Genomic DNA, 19,888 nt, shown 5'->3' on the forward strand with positions numbered 1-19,888 from the left:
GCCCCGCCATCGCCCAACGGACTGCTGTCCTCGCTCTTCGCACCGCCCCAGCCGGGGTAGGGCGCATTGGCCTGTGTGCGGTAGGGAGGCACGATCCGGTTGGGGGCAAGCGGCGACTGCGCTTTGTCTCCGGTAGGGATGCGGTACACGCTCGTGGGATCAGGCGGCCGGTGGGGCTGCCCTCCTGAAGCCTCCGTGCTCTGTCCGGCGGGCGCCGTATCGGTGCTGCTTGCCGACGGCGTGTAGGGGTTCCCGATACCGGCGGAGTAACCGGGGAGGGTGCTGTCCGGCTTAGCCGACGGCCAGCCACCGGTGGCCCCTTCCGGTCCGCTTTCCTTGCCTGAAGGCTCTGCAGCCGCAGCGGGCTCGGACGGCTGACGACCGAACTCGTAGCCCGAGGTGGTGCCCGGAGCCGGATCCTCCAACCGGTACGTGGCCCCCCGCTCGCCCTCTGTCTTCACCGTCCACGTTCCGGTGGTGGAGGAGCCGCTGGATGGAGCGGACTCGGGGGAGGATGGCGAGCGTCCGAACTCGTAGCCCGAGGTGGTGCCTGGAGTCGGATCCTCCCACCGGTACGTGGCGCCTTGGGGGGTTGACGGGGTCGACTCAACTCCGGGGGAGAAGGTCGAGTGCGACGCACCGGAGGGGGTCGTTCCCGAGGGGTACAAGTCTTCGGGGCGGTAGGAGCGGGTCGAGAGATCGTAGGCAGAGCCGGGGCCGGAATCGTCGTCCAGGTCCCTGTCCTGGCCCGAAGCGGCACGTTCGGTCCCGCTTTCCGCAAAGTCACGGTACGAGGGGACCCGGTCACGGGGAGGAAGGTCGAAGGGGTAGTCACCGCCCAACGACGGTGCCTGCGCGTCTCCGGACAGTCCTGTCCCACTCAACGCCGGAGGATACGGTTCGGCCATGCCGGGGGCGCCGCCCTGGTAGCCGCCCAAGCCCGGATAGCCGCCGCTGTTCGGGTAGCGAGGGGCCGACGGCGTGTCGGGGCGGTCCGACGCTCCCGTGTCTACGGAACCATCCTGGTTCTTCTGCCGCTCTTCATAGGGGTCTCGGTACTGTGCCTGAGTCCGGTACCGCTCCTCGCTGGGCTGAAACCAGGAACTCGTCTGCCGTTGAGACCGCTCCTGTCCGCCACTTGGTCGGTCCGGCACTCCCCCGTGCTCCGTCACTGCTTGTTCTCCCGACCGCTTCGCGCGCTTAACAGATTCTCCCAGAGTGAGTATGTCAACCGGTAACGACGGACGGCGGTAGTGCTGCCCGTTGTGAGATGCACTACCGCCGTCGTTCAGCTCAGCGAGACGTCACCAATCGTTCCGGGTTACCTGTTGTAGGACCCGAAATCGTAGTCCTCCAGCGGAACGGCCTCACCGGATCCCTGGCCGAAGGTGTACTCACTGGGCTCCTCGTAGGAGGAAACCGAGTACATCGAGGCCTTGGCCTCCTCAGTGGGCTCAACCCGGATGTTCCGGTACTGCGGCATACCGGTACCGGCCGGGATGAGCTTACCGATGATGACGTTCTCCTTGAGACCGAGCAGCGGGTCGCTCTTACCGTGAATGGCGTTCTCGGTGAGCACCCGGGTGGTCTCCTGGAAGGAGGCCGCGGAGAGCCACGATTCTGTGGCCAACGACGCCTTCGTGATGCCGAGGAGGACGGGACGAGCCGAAGCGGGTTGGCCGCCTTCGGCCACGACGCGGCGGTTGATCTCCTCGAACTTGGGACGTTCGATCATTTCGCCCGGCAGCAGCTTAGTGTCACCGGACTCGAGGACGTTCACCCGCTTGAGCATCTGCCGCACGATGATCTCGATGTGCTTGTCGTGGATCGAGACACCCTGCGACTTGTAGACCTCCTGGACCTCGGAGACGAGGTGCTGTTGCACCGCGCGCGGGCCGAGGATCCGCAGGATCTCGTGCGGGTTGACCGTACCCTGGACGAGCTGCTGACCGACTTCGACGCGCTGCCCGTCTTGGACAAGCAGCGGAGCCCGCATGGGCACCTGGTAGCTGACCTCGTCGGAGCCGTCGTCCGGGACGACAATGATCTTACGGCTCTTGTCGGTCTCCTCAATCCGGACCCGGCCCTCCACTTCGCTGATCGGGGCCACGCCCTTGGGGACGCGGGCCTCGAACAGCTCCTGGACACGGGGCAGACCGTGGGTGATGTCCTGACCCGCCGTACCACCCATGTGGAAGGTACGCATGGTCAGCTGGGTACCGGGCTCACCAATGGACTGGGCGGCGATGATACCGACAGCCTCACCGACGTCGACCGGCTTGCCTGTGGCCAGGGAGCGGCCGTAGCAGGTGGCGCACACCCCGATCTTGGACTCGCACACCAGTGCGCTGCGGATGCGGATCCGGGTGACCCCGGCGGCGAGCAGCTTGTCGATCAGCGCCTCGGTAGTGTCGCTCAGCTTGGTCGCGATGACCTTGCCGTCGACCACCACGTCTTCGGCGAGAGTCCGGCCGAAACCGGTGTTCTCGACGTTGTGCTTGCGCACAATCGTGCCGTCGGGGCGCCGTTCGCCGATCTCCTGCCACAGGAAACGGTCAGTGCCGCAGTCGACCTCGCGGACGATGACGTCCTGGGCGACGTCCACGAGACGACGGGTGAGGTATCCGGAGTCGGCGGTACGCAGCGCGGTGTCCGCCAGACCCTTCCGCTGGCCGTGGGTGGAGATGAAGTACTCCAGCACCGTTAGGCCCTCGCGGTACGAGGACTTGATCGGCCGCGGAATCGTCTCACCCTTGGTGTTGGAGACCAGGCCGCGGATAGCGGCGATCTGCCGGACCTGCAGCGGGTTACCGCGGGATCCGGAGTTGACCATCATCCAGACCGGGTTGTCCGGAGGCGAGTTCTCCTCCATGTCCTTGGCCACTTCGTCCGTGGCCTTGGTCCAGATGTGGATCAGCTCCTGGCGGCGTTCGTCGTCGCTGATCAGACCACGCTCGTACTGGCGCTGGATCTTCTGGGCCTGCTGCTCGTACTTGTCGAGGATCTGCTGCTTGTTCGGCGGCGGGATCACATCGCTGATGCTGATGGTCAGCCCCGAACGGGTCGCCCAGTAGTATCCGGCGTCCTTGAGGGCGTCCAGGGTGGTAGCCACCTGGACCTTCGAGTACTTCTCCGCCAGTTCGGTCACCAGCGCGGACAACTGCTTCTTGCCCATCTGCTGGTTGACGAACGGGTAGTCCTCGGGCGTGGTCTCGTTGAACAGGTACCGGCCGAGGGTGGTCTCCAGGATGTACGGCTGGCCCGGCTGGTAGTCCTCGGGCGGCTCCCAGTTCACCGGCGGCACCGTGTCGCCCTCGACCCGCAGTTTGATCTTCGCTTGCAGGTCGAGTTCGCCGAGGTCGTAGGCCATGATGGCCTCGCCGATGTTGCTGAACGCCCGGCCTTCTCCCTTCGCACCCTCCTTCATGGTGGTCAGGTAGTACAGGCCGATGACCATGTCCTGGGTGGGCATGGTGACCGGCTTGCCGTCGGAGGGCTTGAGGATGTTGTTCGTGGCGAGCATCAGGATGCGCGCCTCGGCCTGGGCCTCCGCCGACAGCGGCAGGTGGACCGCCATCTGGTCGCCGTCGAAGTCCGCGTTGAACGCGGTGCAGACGAGCGGGTGGATCTGGATGGCCTTGCCCTCGACCAACTGCGGTTCGAACGCCTGGATGCCCAGGCGGTGCAGGGTCGGCGCCCGGTTGAGCAGGACGGGGTGCTCGGAGATGACTTCCTCCAGCACGTCCCACACCACGGGCCGGGCCCGCTCCACCATGCGTTTGGCGCTCTTGATGTTCTGCGCATGGTTCAGGTCGACCAGGCGCTTCATCACGAACGGCTTGAACAGCTCCAGCGCCATCTGCTTGGGCAGGCCGCACTGGTGCAGCTTGAGCTGCGGGCCGACCACGATGACCGAGCGGCCAGAGTAGTCGACGCGCTTACCCAGCAGGTTCTGGCGGAACCGTCCCTGCTTGCCCTTGAGCATGTCGGACAGGGACTTGAGCGGACGGTTGCCCGGACCGGTGACGGGGCGGCCGCGGCGGCCGTTGTCGAACAGCGCGTCAACGGCCTCCTGGAGCATGCGCTTCTCGTTGTTGACGATGATCTCGGGCGCGCCGAGGTCGAGAAGCCGCTTGAGCCGGTTGTTGCGGTTGATGACCCGACGGTACAGGTCGTTCAGGTCGGAGGTGGCGAAGCGGCCACCGTCGAGCTGAACCATGGGACGCAGGTCCGGCGGGATCACCGGGACGCAGTCCAGCACCATGCCCATCGGGCTGTTGCGGGTGTTGAGGAACGCCGAGACGACCTTGAGCCGCTTGAGGGCGCGGGCCTTCTTCTGGCCCTTGCCCGTGCGGATGATCTCGCGGAGCTTCTCGGCTTCGGCCTCCAGGTCGAAGTTGGCCAGCCGCTCCTTGATCGCCTGGGCGCCCATACCGCCGCGGAAGTACTTGCCGAAGCGGTCCCGCATTTCGCGGTAGAGCTGCTCATCGCCTTCGAGGTCCTGGACCTTGAGGTTCTTGAAGCGGTTCCAGACCTCTTCGAGGCGGTCGATCTCCCGCTGGGCGCGGTCGCGGATCTGCCGGATCTCCCGCTCGGCGGCCTCGCGCACCTTGCGGCGGGCATCCGCCTTGGCGCCCTGTTCCTCCAGTTCGGCCAGGTCGGCTTCGAGCTTGCGGTGGCGCTCCTCGATCGCGGAGTCGCGGCGCTGCTCGAGGTGCTGCCGCTCGACGGAGATCTGGGCTTCCAGGGACGGCAGGTCGCGCTCGCGGGCCTCGGTGTCCACCCAGGTGACCATGTAGGCCGCGAAGTAGATGACCTTCTCCAGGTCCTTGGGTGCGAGGTCGAGGAGGTAGCCCAGGCGGCTGGGCACGCCCTTGAAGTACCAGATGTGGGTGACGGGAGCGGCCAGCTCGATGTGGCCCATGCGTTCCCGCCGCACCTTGGCCCGCGTGACCTCGACACCGCAGCGTTCGCAAATGATGCCCTTGAAGCGGACCCGCTTGTACTTACCGCAGTAGCACTCCCAGTCCCGGGTCGGACCGAAGATCTTCTCGCAGAAGAGTCCGTCCTTTTCGGGCTTGAGGGTCCGGTAGTTGATGGTTTCCGGCTTTTTGACCTCGCCGTGCGACCACTGACGGATGTCGTCAGCGGTCGCGAGACCAATCCGGAGCTCGTCGAAGAAGTTGACGTCGAGCACTTAATTCGTCCCCTGCTCTTGGATCGCGGAATCAGACCTCTTCGACACTGCTCGGCTCACGCCGACCAAGGTCGATACCCAGTTCTTCGGCCGCACGGAAGACGTCTTCCTCGCTGTCGCGCATCTCGATGGACATGCCGTCGCGGGAGAGAACTTCCACGTTGAGGCAGAGCGACTGCATCTCCTTGATGAGCACCTTGAAGGACTCGGGGATGCCGGGCTCGGGGATGTTCTCGCCCTTGACGATGGCCTCGTAGACCTTGACGCGACCGTTGATGTCGTCGGACTTGATGGTGAGCAGCTCTTGCAGGGCGTAGGCAGCGCCGTAGGCCTCGAGCGCCCACACCTCCATCTCGCCGAAGCGCTGTCCACCGAACTGCGCCTTACCACCCAGCGGCTGCTGGGTGATCATCGAGTACGGGCCGGTGGACCGGGCGTGGATCTTGTCGTCCACGAGGTGGTGCAGCTTCAGGAAGTAGGCGTAGCCGACCGCGACCGGCTCCTTGAACGGTTCGCCGGTGCGTCCGTCGTACAGCTTGGCCTTGCCGAACTTGTTGACCAGGATGTCGCCGTCCTGGTCGGGCAGGACGCAGCTCAGCAGACCGCTGATCTCGTCTTCCCGGGCACCGTCGAAGACGGGCGTCGCGACCTTGGAGTTGGGCGGTGCCTCGTGTGCCCCGATGTCACGCAGCCGGCGCTTCCATTCGGCGTCGTCGCCTTCGACTTTCCACCCGTGTTTCGCGAGCCACCCGAGGTGCATTTCCATGATCTGGCCGATGTTCATCCGGCCAGGCACACCCAGCGGGTTGAGCACGATGTCCACGGGGGTGCCGTCCTCCAGGAAGGGCATGTCTTCCTTGGGGAGGATCTTGGCGATGACACCCTTGTTGCCGTGCCGTCCGGCGAGCTTGTCGCCATCGGTGATCTTGCGCTTCTGGGCCACGTAGACGCGGACCAGTTCGTTCACGCCCGGAGGAAGCTCGTCGCCTTCCTCGCGGCTGAAGACGCGCACACCGATGACCTTGCCGGACTCACCGTGCGGCACCTTCAAGGAGGTGTCGCGGACCTCGCGGGCCTTCTCCCCGAAGATCGCGCGGAGCAGGCGCTCCTCCGGGGTCAGCTCGGTCTCACCCTTGGGCGTGACCTTACCGACGAGGATGTCACCGTCGACGACCTCGGCACCGATGCGGATGATGCCGCGTTCGTCGAGGTCGGCGAGGACTTCCTCGCTGACGTTGGGGATCTCGCGGGTGATCTCCTCGGGGCCCAGCTTGGTCTCGCGCGCGTCGACCTCGTGTTCCTCGATGTGGATCGAGGAGAGGATGTCCTCTTCGACCAGGCGCTGGGACAGCACGATGGCGTCCTCGTAGTTGTGGCCCTCCCAGGACATGTACGCCACGAGGAGGTTCTTGCCGAGCGCCATCTCACCGGCCTCGGTGGACGGTCCGTCGGCGAGCACCTGGCCTTCCTCGACCCGCTGGCCTTCTTCGACGATGGGGCGCTGGTTGAAGCAGGTGCCCTGGTTGGTGCGGCGGAACTTGTGGACCCGGTAGGTCTTGCGGGTGCCGTCGTCGGCCAGGACGGTGATGTAGTCGGCGGTGACGTCCTCGACGACACCGGACTTCTCCGCCAGGATGACGTCGCCGGCGTCGGTGGCCGCGCGGTACTCCATACCGGTACCCACGAGCGGGGCCTCGGCACGCAGCAGTGGCACCGCCTGACGCTGCATGTTGGAGCCCATGAGCGCCCGGTTGGCGTCGTCGTGCTCCAGGAACGGGATCATGGCGGTGGCGACCGACACCATCTGCCGCGGGGAGATGTCCATGTAGTGGACTTCTTCCGCGGCGACGGACTCGAACTCCCCGCCCTTGCGGCGTGCCAGCACCTGGGACTCCGCGAAGGTCCCGTCGGGGTTGACCGGGGTGTTCGCCTGGGCGATGACGTACCGGTCCTCTTCGTCCGCGGTGAGGTAGACCACCTCGTCGGTGATCCGGCCGTCGACCACCTTGCGGTAGGGGGTCTCGATGAACCCGAAGGAGTTGACCCGGGCGTAGGCCGCAAGCGAGCCGATGAGGCCGATGTTCGGGCCTTCCGGTGTCTCGATCGGGCACATGCGGCCGTAGTGCGACGGGTGGACGTCGCGGACCTCGAAGCCCGCCCGCTCACGGGACAGACCGCCCGGTCCCAGCGCGGAGAGGCGGCGCTTGTGGGTCAGGCCGGCCAGCGGGTTGGTCTGGTCCATGAACTGGGAGAGCTGGCTGGTGCCGAAGAACTCCCGGATGGAGGCGACGACCGGACGGATGTTGATCAGCGTCTGCGGCGTTATCGCCTCGACGTCCTGGGTGGTCATGCGCTCCCGGACGACCCGTTCCATGCGGGCCAGCCCCAGGCGGACCTGGTTCTGGATGAGCTCACCGACGGTGCGCAGCCGGCGGTTACCGAAGTGGTCGATGTCGTCGACCTCGATCGGGAAGGTGCCGTGCGGACGCACCAGCTCCTTCTCCCCGGCGTGCAGCCGGACGAGGTAGTCGACGGTGGCGACGATGTCCTCTTCGGTGAGCGTCCCCTGGGTGATGTCGATCTCCAACCCCAGCTTCTTGTTGATCTTGTAGCGGCCGACCTTGGCGAGGTCGTAGCGCTTGGGGTTGAAGTACAGGTTTTCCAGCAGAGCCTGCGCGGCCTCCTTCGTGGGAGGCTCGCCCGGGCGGAGCTTGCGGTAGATGTCCAGCAGCGCGTCGTCGGTCCCCGCAGTGGGGTCCTTCTCCAGGGTGGCGCGGATGGACTCGTACTCGCCGAAGCGTTCCAGGATCTGGTCGGTGGTCCAGCCCAGCGCCTTGAGCAGGATGGTGACAGCCTGCTTGCGCTTGCGGTCGATACGGACACCGACGAAGTCGCGCTTGTCGATCTCGAATTCCAGCCAGGCTCCACGGGACGGGATGATCTTGCACCCGTAGAGCTCCTTGTCGGAGGACTTGTCCATCTGGCTGTCGAAGTACACGCCAGGCGAGCGGACAAGCTGGGAGACGACGACACGCTCGGTGCCGTTGATGATGAACGTGCCCTTGGCGGTCATGAGCGGGAAGTCGCCCATGAACACCGTCTGGCTCTTGATCTCACCCGTGTCGTTGTTGATGAACTCCGCCGTCACGAACATCGGGGCGGAGTAGGTCATGTCCTTGTCCTTGCACTCCTCTTCGGAGTACTTGGGAGGCTCGAACCGATGGTCGCGGAACGACAGCGACATCGTGCCCGAGAAGTCCTCGATCGGACTGATCTCTTCGAAGATCTCTTCCAGGCCGGACTGCTCCGGAATGTCCTTACGGCCGGCTTTGCGGGCCGCTTCGACTCGGGCACGCCACCTCTCGTTGCCGAGCAGCCAGTCGAAGGACTCGGTCTGCAGGGCAAGGAGGTTCGGGACCTCAAGTGGTTCCTTGATGCGAGCGAAAGAAACGCGGTTCGGACCAAGGGCGTTAGCGGAGGCGATGCGCGAGGCTGCCAACAGGGGTCCTTCCGAAGGCTTGTGGCGGTTGATGCGCGCGCACGCCGGACGTTCCAATGCCGAAGAGCCACCAGACAGGGGTGGATCTACGGGTGCGAGAACCGTGCGGGCCGGGCTAGGTCAGTTGAGGATCAAGCCCGCAGACACACGGACTCTCCACAGGAAACGTCAAAGGGCAGCGCAAAAGGGCAGTGTAGCCGAATGCTACACCGCTGTCCACCAGTGTGCCTCGCGGCCACTCAAAGACATCTGGCAGCATCCCTGTTGCGGGCCGATTCGTCAAGCCCAGAGAGGGCATTCCGACCAGTTCCGGCAGAGTGAGAGGATACACAGCCCCTAAGAGGTGTGAGCTAATCAACATCGGGGAAAGAAGAAAAGTTCACGGTGTCGTCAAGAAACCCCCACTTCTCTGCCAGCTTCCCGGTTCGTCCGGCCCCACCGGGGGACGCCGCCGCACGAGAAGGCACGGTCAGCACGGCACCGCCCCGGTACCGCGCCCCGACTCACCCTCGGGGTTGCCGCTGCCCCTCGCCTCGCTGCACTACCCATCCACGCGATCGTGATTTAAATCACACAATCGTGGTAGAGGGCTCTCTGGCCCACTGTCGTGTTCTCCCCTGCCGCCGGCCACGCAGGCGCTCCCGGACACGCTCCCCGTGCCGCAGCCCAGAAAACAACGAAGGCGGCCGCCCCGCAAGGGGCAGCCGCCCGCCATAGCCGAAAAAGGCTTACTTCAGGGTCACGGTAGCGCCGGCACCCTCGAGGGCAGCCTTGGCCTTCTCCGCGGTCTCCTTGTTGACGCCCTCCAGCACCGGCTTGGGGGCGCTGTCGACCAGGTCCTTGGCGTCCTTGAGACCCAGGTTGGTGAGGCCGCGGACCTCCTTGATGACCTGGATCTTCTTGTCGCCAGCGGACTCGAGGATGACGTCGAACTCGTCCTTCTCCTCCTCAACAGCGGCCTCGCCGCCACCGCCACCGGCGGGAGCAGCGGCAACCACCGCAGCAGGAGCAGCAGCGGTGACGTCGAACTTCTCCTCGAACAGCTTGACGAACTCGGAGAGCTCCAGGAGAGTCATCTCCTCGAACGCGCTGAGCAGCTCCTCGTGGCTGAGCTTCGCCATGGTTGAGATCTCTCTTTCTCTACCGGCAGCCGCGCTCTGCGACGCGGCACCGAGCCTGCAACGCCGACGCGGACTGCGCCGGCCACGGACAGAAGATGCGGAACCTCCCCCACCGCGGGGAAGGCCGCGGGTCTACTGAGACTCCCCTCGCTTGTCCGCCAGCGCCTGGACCAGCCGCACAGCCTTGGACGGCAGCGCCTGGAACACGGCGGCAGCCTGGCTCTGCTTGGCCTTGAACGCGCCAGCGAGCTTCGAGAGGAGCACCTCGCGGGATTCGAGATCGGCCAGCTTGGTGATCTCTTCGGGCGTCATCGGCTTGCCGTCGATGAGGCCGCCCTTGATCACCAGCGCCGCGTTCTCCTTGGCGAAGTCACGCAGCCCTTTGGCTGCCTCCACCACGTCGCCCTTGACGAAGGCGATGGCGGAGGGACCCTTGAGCAGGTCGAGGACCTCGCTGTCCGTCACGCCGGCCTCTTTGGCCGCGATCTTGGTCAGCGTGTTCTTCGCCACACGGAAGCGTGCGTTCTGGCCGAGGCTGCGACGCAGCTCGGTGAGCTGCGCAACAGTGAGCCCGCGGTATTCGGTCAGCACGGCGCCGCTCGAGGTCTGGAATTCCTCCTTGAGCTCGGCGACCACTGCTGCCTTATCCGGCCTCGGCATGGGTCTCCTTCCAACGGTGAACACCGGTCGAGATCCCCGTGCGGCGAGCAGCGCGGTCGCGAAAGAATAAAGCCCCGGCACAAGCGCAGCGGGGCCCAGGATCGCGGACGCGGTGGACCACGTCACGGATCCGGAAGCTCACAGCAACCTGCGCGGGCCGCCCGACTGTTGCGGGACCTTAGGCCACCTCACGGGTGACGACCAGCGGTCTTCGGCAGTGTTCCATGCTAGGCGATAAGCAGAGCCGAGTCGAACGGGATCCTGCCCACACCATCTCAGCCGCAGCTCCGGGCACCTGCCCGCCCCGCCGTTCTGCCCCAGCGCTAGGGCGGAAGCTGCACCGTGCCAGGACATTGCCCGGATCGCGCATCCCACCTAGCGGCGTATATATGGCGCAATTCACAGAAAACGGGCGCCTCGACAGTGTCGAGTGCGCCCGTTACCACCTCTGCGCTGAAACGTCAGGCAGCCTTCGCCGCCTCACGCGTGGCATTCGGGTCGACCGGGATACCAGGGCCCATCGTGGTGGTCAAGGTGATCTTCTTGATGTAGCGCCCCTTCGCAGCGGACGGCTTGAGCCGCAGCACCTCGTCGACGGCGGCCAGGTAGTTCTCCAGCAGCTTCTGCTCGTCGAAGGAGACCTTGCCGATGATGAGGTGGAGGTTGCCGTGGCGGTCGACGCGGAACTCGATCTTGCCGCCCTTGATGTCGGAGACCGCCTTGGCCACGTCCATGGTGACCGTGCCGGTCTTCGGGTTGGGCATGAGGCCGCGCGGACCGAGGATGCGGCCCAGGCGACCGATCTTGCCCATCATGTCGGGGGTGGCCACGACCGCGTCGAAGTCGAGGAAGCCCTGCTGGATCCGCTCGACCAGGTCGTCGTCGCCCACGTAGTCGGCGCCTGCGGCCCGGGCCTGCTCGGCACGCTCACCGGCAGCGAAGACCAGGACCCGGGCGGTCTTGCCGGTGCCGTGGGGCAGGTTGACGGTGCCGCGCACCATCTGGTCGGCCTTACGCGGGTCGACACCCAGCCGCATAGCGACCTCGACGGTCGCGTCGAACTTGACGGTGCTGGTCTCCTTGGCCAACCGGACAGCTTCGGCGGGCGTGTAGAGCCGAGTGCGGTCGATCTGCTCAGCCGCCTTGCGGTAGCTCTTGCTGCGCTTCACGGGTACTCCTGGGAAAGGCTTGTGGTGTGGGCCAGCGCCTGGCCCTGCCACGGAGGAACAAAGAGAAAAAGACAGTCGCCGGAAGGCGCCTGACTACTTGACTTCGATGCCCATGGAGCGGGCGGTGCCGGCGATGATCTTCTCGGCGGCTTCCAGGCTGGTGGTGTTCAGGTCAGGGAGCTTGGTCTGTGCGATCTCGCGGACCTGGTCCCGCGTGATCGAACCGGCGACGCTGCGGCTCGGCGTGCTGGCCCCCTTCTCCAGCCCGGCGGCCTTGAGGATCAGCGCAGGCGCCGGAGGCGTCTTGGTGACGAAGCTGAAGGAGCGGTCCTCGTAGATAGAGATTTCTACGGGGATGATGTTGCCGCGCTGGGATTCTGTAGCAGCGTTGTACTGCTTGCAGAATTCCATGATGTTGACGCCGTGCGGACCAAGCGCGGTACCGACAGGCGGCGCCGGAGTGGCCTGACCAGCGGGAAGCTGGACCTTAACCACAGCCGCAAGCTTCTTCTTCGGAGGCATTTCGGGTCCTTGTCTTACATCTCGGGTTGATCATGGCCCCTCGCCCCGCCTGCGTAGCGGGGCACACGGCGGCCCAGGGCAGGGCAGCCGGGATTTCCTGCCCCCGGAACGTGGCGGGGGCGGCTCGGTGACCGCGGGGACCGTTCGGTCGTCTTCCAGCCTTACGGGCCAGTGCATGACGGGCCCACCGAGGTGGACCCGTCAAGTCTAAGCGAACTGTCAGATCTTGGAGACCTGGTTGAATCCCAGTTCCACCGGTGTCTCCCGCCCGAAGATCGACACCAACACCTTGAGCTTCTGGGTGTCGGGGTTGACCTCGCTGACGGTGGCGGGAAGCGTGGCGAAGGGACCGTCCATCACGGTGACTGACTCGCCGATCTCGTATTCGACCTCGCCACGAGGCTCGGCTTCCTTCTTCGCCTGCTCCTCTTCCGTCTCGGGCTCGGGCGCCAACAGTTCCGCAACCTCGTCGAGGCTCAGCGGGACAGGGCGGTTCGACAGACCCACGAAACCGGTGACGCCAGGCGTGTGCCGGACGGCCGCCCAGGACTCGTCGGTGAGTTCCATGCGGACCAGCACGTAGCCGGGCAGCACCTTCTCGGTGACCTGCTGTCGCTTGCCGCTCTTGACCTCAGTGACCTCCTGCGTAGGCACCTCAACCTGGAAAATGTAGTCCTCCATGTTGAGGGACTGCGTGCGGTTCTCCAGGTTGGCCTTCACCCGGTTCTCGTAGCCCGCGTAGGTGTGCACGACGTACCATTCGCCGGGCAGCAGCCGAAGCTCGGCTTTGAACTCCTCGATCGGGTCGAGCTCGGGAGTCTGGTCCTTGGAGGTGTCGCTCTCCTGGGCCTCGACTTCGTCGGCAACCTCAGCAGCTTCCGCCTGCTCGGCACGCGGACCGGTCTCTTCCGCCGACGACTGATCCCGCTCCTCGTTGGGGAGGTCGTCAGAGGTCAGTGGGGACTCGGACACGGCTGCTCTTTCTCTCGTCGGATTAAGCGCTCACTACTGGCTTCGAAAACACAAGAGGCCAGCACTGTCAGCTTATGGTCTCACCCGAGGCGATGAGACCTTTCTGACCGTGCCGACCTCGGATATGCCGGGTTAGGCTGCCTGGCCCACCAGGCCATACAGCCAGGTGACGCCTTCGCCGAAGCCGAAGTTCACGAGGGACACATAGCCGATCATGATCAGCACGAACACGATGACCACAACGGTGTAGGTAAAGAGTTCGCGCTGAGTTGGCCAGCGGACCTTACGGAGTTCAGCGACGACCTGCTTGGTGAAGGTCACCGGACCGGTACGACGCTTCCGCTCCCCGCTCTTGGCGCCCGTGTCAGTCTGTGCCACCTCAGGTCCTTAGGGCTCGGGACACTCTGCTCTCAGAGTCTCGTTTGCAGGGCAGAAGGGACTCGAACCCCCAACCGCCGGTTTTGGAGACCGGTGCTCTACCAATTGAGCTACTGCCCTTGGCCATGCCTGACTACACGATAACCGGTTACCGGCTTCCACGGCCAGATAGCCCGCAGTCGTCGGCTGCGAACCGGCTATCAGTGGCCAGAGTCTATGCCAACTCTGTGCCTATAACCAACTCGGATTCCGTTATCGCTGGTAAGCAAGGTGCAGCGGAGAGTGACACCCGGGTGACTTTCGTCCTTTCCCGTCGGCCTACCGGAGTATCAAACTCCGGAAGCAGGCATGGAACGATGGAGCCATGACTGACCGACCTCGTATCTCCGCACGCATCGGCGGTATCTCCGAGTCAGCGACCCTGGCGGTGGACGCCAAGGCCAAGGCCCTGAAGGCCGCTGGGCATCCCGTGATCGGCTTCGGCGCCGGGGAGCCTGACTTCCCCACGCCCGACTACATCGTGGAGGCAGCGGTCGCCGCCTGCCGCGACTCGCGCTTCCACCGCTACACCCCGGCGGGAGGCCTCCCCGAACTCAAGGAAGCCATCGCGGCTAAGACGCTGCGCGACTCCGGCTACCGGGTGGAGCCGAACCAAGTCCTGGTCACCAACGGCGGCAAGCAAGCGATCTACGAGGCGTTCGCCACGCTGCTCGATCCGGGCGACGAGGTCATCGTGATCGCGCCCTACTGGACCACCTACCCTGAATCGATCCGGCTGGCCGGAGGAACCCCGGTCTACGTGGTCACCGACGAGTCCACTGGCTACCTGGCCACGGTCGAGCAGCTGGAGGCGGCCCGCACCGACCGCACCAAGGTGCTGCTGTTCGTCTCCCCCTCGAACCCGACCGGCGCGGTGTACTCGCCCGAGCAGGTCCGCGAGATCGGCCGGTGGGCCCTCGAACACAACCTGTGGGTGCTCACCGACGAGATCTACGAGCACCTCGTCTACGGGGACGCCCGGTTCTCCTCGATGCCGGTGGAAGTTCCGGAACTGGCCGACCGCACCGTGGTGGTCAACGGGGTGGCCAAGACCTACGCCATGACCGGGTGGCGGGTCGGCTGGCTCATCGGCCCCGTGGACGTGGTCAAGGCTGCGACCAACCTGCAGTCGCACGCCACCTCCAATGTGGCCAACGTCTCGCAGGCCGCGGCTCTGGCAGCGGTCTCCGGCGACCTGTCGGCCGTGGAGGAGATGAAGCAGGCCTTCGACCGGCGGCGGCAGACCATTGTGCGGATGCTCAACGAGATCCCCGGTGTGGTGTGCCCCGAGCCCCAGGGCGCGTTCTACGCCTACCCGTCGGTCAAGGAGATCCTCGGCAAGGAGATCCGCGGTCAGCGTCCGCAGACCTCCAGCGAGCTGGCGTCGCTGATCCTGGAGCACGCCAAGGTCGCGGTGGTCCCGGGCGAGGCGTTCGGCACTCCGGGCTACCTGCGGTTGTCCTACGCGTTGAGCGACGCCGATCTGGTCGAAGGGGTCAGCCGGATCGCCAAGCTGCTGAGCGAAGCCCACTGACCGGCGTCAGGTGCGGCGCCTCGCGGCTGTGCGGGGCAGGTGGCCGTACCAGCTGAGCCGTCCGTCCTCGAGGCGGACGGCTTCTTTCGTTTCATTGGGCACCATTGGGAGACGCTTTACGGCACCCTTGTGTCATGAGACGTCCCATCGAACAACTTCCCAAAGCCCACCTCCACCTGCACTTCACCGGTTCGATGCGGCATTCCACCCTGATCGAGCTGGCAGCCAAGCACGGGGTGCACCTGCCGCACGCGCTGGTCGAGGAGTGGCCGCCGAAGCTGCGTGCCACCGACGAACGGGGCTGGTTCCGCTTCCAGCGGCTCTACGACATCGCCCGTTCGGTGCTGCAAACCCCCGACGACCTGTACCGGCTGCTGCGGGAGACCGCCGAGGACGAGCGGGCTGCCGGTGCCGGCTGGCTGGAGATCCAGGTGGATCCCAGCGGGTATGCGTCCCGTTTCGGTGGTCTGACCGCCACGCTCGAGTTGATCCTGGACGCCGCGCAGGTTGCGGAGGCGGCGACCGGGGTGGGGATCGGGGTGATGGTGGCGGCCAACCGGACCAAGCATCCGCTGGACGCCAAGACCCTGGCCCGGCTGGCGGTCCAGTACGCGGGCCGCGGGGTCGTGTCTTTCGGGTTGAACAATGACGAGCGGCGCGGGCGGGCCCTGGATTTCGAGGGCGCGTTCCGGATTGCGCGCCGGGCCGACCTGCTGCTGGCGCCGCACGGCGGGGAGTTGAGCGGGCCGCGGAGTGTGCGCGAGTGCCTGGACATGCTGCAGGCCGACCGCATCGGGCACGGGGTGCGCGCGGTCGAAGACCCTGTCCTGGTGGAGCGGCTGGCCGCGCAGGAGGTGACCCTCGAAGTGTGTCCGACCTCGAACGTCAGTCTCGGGGTGGTCGACGAGCTCGAGGAGGTCCCGCTTCGCCGGTTGTTCGACGCGGGGGTGCCGGTCGCGCTCGGCGCCGACGACCCGCTGCTGTTCGGTCCCCGGCTGGCCGAGCAGTACCACATCGCCCGGGAGGTCTTCGGCTTCTCTGATGCGGAGCTGGCCGAACTGGCCCGGATGTCGATCCGCGCGTCCGGTGCCCCGGAGGCGCGGAAGAAGGAGATGCTCGCCGGAGTGGACGCCTGGCTGGCAGCCCCGCCCGCCCGCTCCTAGGCCCTGCGGGTGAGGCTGCCGGCCGGGCCCTCTCCTCAGGCTGTGGACAGCACGAGTTGGCCGAGCCCTTGGACCACCATGACCAGGCCGGCGAGGAAGAACAGGGTGGCCGCCCCGATCCGGATGACGTGCTCTGGAAGCTTCTTCCCCAGCAGCGCGCCGAGCGCGATCCCGAGAGCGTCCGCCGCGACCATGCCCACGGTGGAGCCGATCCACACCGCCAGCCACGACAGGGGGATGCCCACGTGGTCTGCGCCGACGGTGACCGTGGCGAGCATGGTCTTGTCGCCGAGTTCGGCGAGGAAGAAGATCATGGCCACGGTGAGGAACACGGAACGGGTGGGCCGCGTGGCCGCGCGTGCTTCGTCAGCGTCGGTGAGTTCGTCGCCGCGGAGGGTCCACACTCCGAAGCCGAGGAAAGCCAGGCCGGCGATGAGGGACAGCCAGTCGTGGGGCAGGGCCATGCCCAGGATCTCGGCGAGCAGCACGCTGATGCCGTGGACGACGACCGTGGCCGCGGTGATCCCCAGTAGGACGGTGCGGATCCGGTAGCGGCTGGCCAAGGACATCGCCACCAATTGGGTTTTGTCCCCCATTTCGGCGACGAGGACCACGGCCGTGCTCATGCCCAGAGCACCGAGAAAAGCCATTAATTCCGCCCCTCATTTTTATTTTCGGGAAGAAGAAAGGTGAATACCGCTCTTCATCCCGAAAACACCCGAGCATTCGAGGGGTTTGTCCGCTGGAATATACACCCGCGTGATCCAGGCCACTCCTGGTGAGAGCCGGTGGAGTGCCCACGCAGCGCAAGGACTACTCCCCTCTGCACGGCATCCACCGTAGTGAAGAGAATTCGAGAGGGCAATTCATTGGAATGGCTTTTTTAAATCGGGCCCCAGGCAAACAAAAGAGTTCGGTGCGCCTTATTTTTCTTTTGGCTCAGGCCAAGAGATGTGTTGGTTTTATCGCCCGTGGTCGGGGGGTGCAGCGGGGGCGCGGAGGCGGTCTGCTTTCTGTCCGCGGCAGGGCAGGGGGTGTCCTGGGGTCAGGGGAAGACCACGGCGGGAAAAGGCCGCGGAGCAGAAAGCCTCGAGGGGGAAGTGTCCGCGGGCAGTCAGGAGCGGCCTGGCGGCGCGCTGCCGCGTCCGCCTGGCCGCGGTGCTCCCCGTTCAGAGGGTGACGCCGATCATGACCGGCTCGTTGACCAGCGTGATCCCGAATACGCGGGCCACGCCCGCGCGCACTTCACGCGCCAGGGCCAGCAGGTCGGCGGTGGTGGCGCCGCCCCGGTTGGTCAACGCCAGCGTGTGCTTGGTGGAGATGCCCACCGGTCCGGTGCCATACCCCTTGGGGAAGCCCGCGCGTTCGATCAGCCAGGCGGCCGACGTCTTCACGCGGCCGTCGCCATCCGGGTAGGCGGGTGGGGTCACCTCCGGACCGAGCACTTCCGCGACCCGCTGGGTGAACCGAGCGAACTCGTCGGCGGACAGGATCGGGTTGGTGAAGAACGATCCTGCGCTGCGCGTGTCCGGGTCCGCAGGGTCGAGCACCATGCCTTTGCTGCGGCGCAGGGACAGCACGGCGTCGCGGACGTCCGCGAGCGGTACCTGGTCGCCTTGGGAAACGCCGAGGCTGCGGGCTAGTTCGGCGTACCTGATCGGACGGCTCAGCTTCGACCGGGTCAGTTCGAAGACCACGTCGCACACCACGTAGCGGTCGCGGCCCTTGAAGATGCTGGTGCGGTAGGCGAACCCGCACTCCGCGGCCGAGAGCACTCTGGTGCGGTCTGCTGCGCGGTCGTAGACCGTGACTTCGACCACGGTCTGGCTGATGTCCTGGCCGTAGGCGCCCACGTTCTGGATGGGGGTGGCGCCGACCCGGCCGGGGATACCGGAGAGGGCTTCCACTCCGGACAGTCCCTCGTCTACACAGCGGGCGACGAAGGAGTCCCATTCCATCCCGGCGTCAACGCGCACGCGGACGACGGTGTCGTCGACTTCGGTGTAGGAGAGGTCGGAGGAGTCCACCTGGATCACCGTGCCCGCGAACCCTTCGTCGGCCACCACCAGGTTGCTGCCGCCGCCCAGCACGAGCAGCGGGTCGCCGCTGCGGTCGACGTCCCGCACGGTCGCGATCAGTTCGTCGGTGCTGGCCACGGAGCAGAAGCGTGCGGCGGGGCCGCCCAGCCCGAGCGTGGTGTAGTCGGCGAGCGGCACGTTGCGGGCGAAGCTGGTGGTCACGGGTGGCACCTCTGTGGGTCTGGGAGCGGAAACCTCCTGTGCCGCAGCCTGGTGCGGCACAGGGCCCGGAACAGTCAGGGCAGGCGCACCACGGCGGTGGAGCGCGCCAGGACCTTGGCGCCGGCGGAACGGGCGGTGATGGTGACGACAACCTGGTTGTCGTCGAGCTTCTTCGTGACGGTTCCGCCGACCACGAGTTCGGCTCCCTCGTCGTCGTCCGGGACGACGACAGGAGCGGAGAAGCGGACCCCGTACTCCACCACCGCGCCAGGGTCGCCGACCCAGTCGGTGATGACGCGGCCGGCCTGGGCCATGGTGAACATGCCGTGCGCGATCACACCGGGCAGTCCCACGTTGCGGGCGACCCGGTCGCTCCAGTGGATGGGGTTGAAGTCGCCGGAGGCTCCGGCGTAGCGGACGAGGTCGCTGCGACGCACCCGGAACGTCCGCTCGGGCAGTTCCGTGCCCACCTCAACGTCGGCATACCGGACAGTGGTCATCTGGGCTGCTCCTCACTCACGTCCCGGACGGTGCATCGCCGCGTACCACGAGCATGGTGACCGAGGTGACGACGTGTTCCCCGGCCGTGGTGGCGATCTCGCTTTCCAAGGTCAGCATCTCGTTGCCGGCCAGGGATTTGATGTCGGTGATCGTGGTGCGGCAGGTCACCACGTCCCCGGCCTGGAGGGGGCGGCTGTAGCGGAACCGCTGGTCCCCGTGGACCACCCGGGAGAAGTCCAGGGCCAGTTCAGGGTCGGCGATAGCCTGCCCCGCACCTTCCATGCTCAGGATGATGGGGAAGGTGGGAGGCGCGATGACGTCGGTGTACCCGGCTTCTTTGGCGTGGGCAGGATCGCGGTAGAGCGGGTTCGGGTCCGAGATCGCGTCCGCGAACTCGCGGATCTTGACCCGGGTCACCTCATAGGGCTCGGGGAGCTCGTATGCCCGTCCCAGATAGTCGCGGTTGATCGCCATCGACGTCCTTCACTTGTCACACCGTGGGGTCTCATCATGCCGGGTCGTGCCGGAACTGGGACAGGGCCAACACACCGGTAGCCCAGTGAGCGGGCAGGCTCACTGGGCTACCGGGAAGTCCAGACCGCGTCCGGTCGGAATCTGAAGATCCACCACGACCGCTGCTGGGCCGCGCTCCACTGTTGAGCGCTGGCGGCCTGCGGGATATCGACCTAGCGGGTTTCCCTGTGCTCCCGATGCGTACGGCAGTTGGGGCAGTACTTCCTCAGCTCGAGGCGGTCGGGAGTGTTCCGACGGTTCTTGCGGGTGATGTAGTTGCGGTGCTTGCACTCCTGGCAGGCCAGGGTGATCTTCGGCCTCACGTCGGTGGCAGCCACAGTGGAGTGCCTTTCTCACTGAGCGACAACGGACATTGAAAA

15 protein-coding genes and 1 tRNA gene are annotated in these 19,888 nt (G+C 65.9%); 2 read left to right on the forward strand and 14 right to left on the reverse strand.

The window, feature by feature from the left end; genetic code table 11:
- Positions 1–1,321 precede the first annotated feature (1,321 nt).
- From TFU_RS13195 to TFU_RS13235, 9 genes are all read right to left on the reverse strand, one after another.
- Positions 1,322–5,197, reverse strand: a complete 3,876-nt coding sequence (locus TFU_RS13195) for a DNA-directed RNA polymerase subunit beta' (protein ID WP_011293076.1) — start codon at positions 5,195–5,197, stop codon at positions 1,322–1,324.
- Positions 5,198–5,228: 31 nt separating this feature from the next.
- Entirely contained in the window at positions 5,229–8,696 is a 3,468-nt protein-coding gene (rpoB, locus tag TFU_RS13200; RefSeq protein ID WP_011293077.1) for a DNA-directed RNA polymerase subunit beta, read from the reverse strand.
- Between the two features lie 728 nt (positions 8,697–9,424).
- Positions 9,425–9,817, reverse strand: coding sequence for a 50S ribosomal protein L7/L12 (gene rplL, locus TFU_RS13205; protein ID WP_011293078.1), 393 nt, complete (start codon positions 9,815–9,817; stop codon positions 9,425–9,427).
- Positions 9,818–9,949: 132 nt separating this feature from the next.
- The gene (gene rplJ / locus TFU_RS13210; RefSeq protein ID WP_011293079.1) at positions 9,950–10,477 is read right to left on the reverse strand and encodes a 50S ribosomal protein L10; all 528 of its coding nucleotides are present in this window, start codon (positions 10,475–10,477) and stop codon (positions 9,950–9,952) included.
- 461 nt (positions 10,478–10,938) lie between these two features.
- Positions 10,939–11,646, reverse strand: a complete 708-nt coding sequence (gene rplA / locus TFU_RS13215; protein ID WP_011293080.1) for a 50S ribosomal protein L1 — start codon at positions 11,644–11,646, stop codon at positions 10,939–10,941.
- A 93-nt stretch (positions 11,647–11,739) separates the two neighbouring features.
- The gene (rplK, locus tag TFU_RS13220) at positions 11,740–12,168 is read right to left on the reverse strand and encodes a 50S ribosomal protein L11 (RefSeq protein WP_011293081.1); all 429 of its coding nucleotides are present in this window, start codon (positions 12,166–12,168) and stop codon (positions 11,740–11,742) included.
- Between the two features lie 219 nt (positions 12,169–12,387).
- On the reverse strand, positions 12,388–13,140 hold the full coding sequence (gene nusG, locus TFU_RS13225) for a transcription termination/antitermination protein NusG (RefSeq protein ID WP_011293082.1): 753 nt from the start codon (positions 13,138–13,140) through the stop codon (positions 12,388–12,390).
- A 132-nt stretch (positions 13,141–13,272) separates the two neighbouring features.
- On the reverse strand, positions 13,273–13,518 hold the full coding sequence (gene secE, locus TFU_RS13230; RefSeq protein WP_011293083.1) for a preprotein translocase subunit SecE: 246 nt from the start codon (positions 13,516–13,518) through the stop codon (positions 13,273–13,275).
- A 47-nt stretch (positions 13,519–13,565) separates the two neighbouring features.
- A tRNA-Trp gene (locus TFU_RS13235) sits at positions 13,566–13,638 on the reverse strand.
- 244 nt (positions 13,639–13,882) lie between these two features.
- Between TFU_RS13235 and TFU_RS13240 the strand changes: the two genes are divergently transcribed.
- Positions 13,883–15,091, forward strand: a complete 1,209-nt coding sequence (locus TFU_RS13240; protein ID WP_011293084.1) for a pyridoxal phosphate-dependent aminotransferase — start codon at positions 13,883–13,885, stop codon at positions 15,089–15,091.
- A gap of 134 nt (positions 15,092–15,225) precedes the next feature.
- Complete coding sequence (locus TFU_RS13245) at positions 15,226–16,254, forward strand: adenosine deaminase (protein WP_011293085.1); 1,029 nt, start codon at positions 15,226–15,228, stop codon at positions 16,252–16,254.
- A gap of 35 nt (positions 16,255–16,289) precedes the next feature.
- Here the strand turns inward: TFU_RS13245 and TFU_RS13250 are convergent, their stop codons facing one another.
- The 5 genes from TFU_RS13250 to rpmG form a co-directional block, all read right to left on the reverse strand.
- Positions 16,290–16,904, reverse strand: coding sequence for a TMEM165/GDT1 family protein (locus TFU_RS13250; RefSeq protein ID WP_011293086.1), 615 nt, complete (start codon positions 16,902–16,904; stop codon positions 16,290–16,292).
- A gap of 519 nt (positions 16,905–17,423) precedes the next feature.
- The gene (locus tag TFU_RS13255) at positions 17,424–18,494 is read right to left on the reverse strand and encodes a UDP-N-acetylmuramate dehydrogenase (RefSeq protein ID WP_011293087.1); all 1,071 of its coding nucleotides are present in this window, start codon (positions 18,492–18,494) and stop codon (positions 17,424–17,426) included.
- A 74-nt stretch (positions 18,495–18,568) separates the two neighbouring features.
- Positions 18,569–18,994 (reverse strand): MaoC family dehydratase, encoded by a 426-nt coding sequence (locus TFU_RS13260; protein WP_011293088.1) that lies wholly within the window; start codon positions 18,992–18,994, stop codon positions 18,569–18,571.
- Positions 18,995–19,010: 16 nt separating this feature from the next.
- Positions 19,011–19,469 carry a MaoC family dehydratase N-terminal domain-containing protein gene (locus TFU_RS13265; protein ID WP_011293089.1) on the reverse strand — a complete coding sequence of 153 codons (459 nt, stop codon included), beginning with the start codon at positions 19,467–19,469 and terminating at the stop codon, positions 19,011–19,013.
- A 212-nt stretch (positions 19,470–19,681) separates the two neighbouring features.
- On the reverse strand, positions 19,682–19,846 hold the full coding sequence (gene rpmG, locus TFU_RS13270; protein WP_011293090.1) for a 50S ribosomal protein L33: 165 nt from the start codon (positions 19,844–19,846) through the stop codon (positions 19,682–19,684).
- Between the last annotated feature and the right edge of the window lie 42 nt (positions 19,847–19,888).

Origin of the sequence: Thermobifida fusca YX (assembly GCF_000012405.1) — a bacterium.
Lineage (GTDB): Bacteria > Actinomycetota > Actinomycetes > Streptosporangiales > Streptosporangiaceae > Thermobifida > Thermobifida fusca.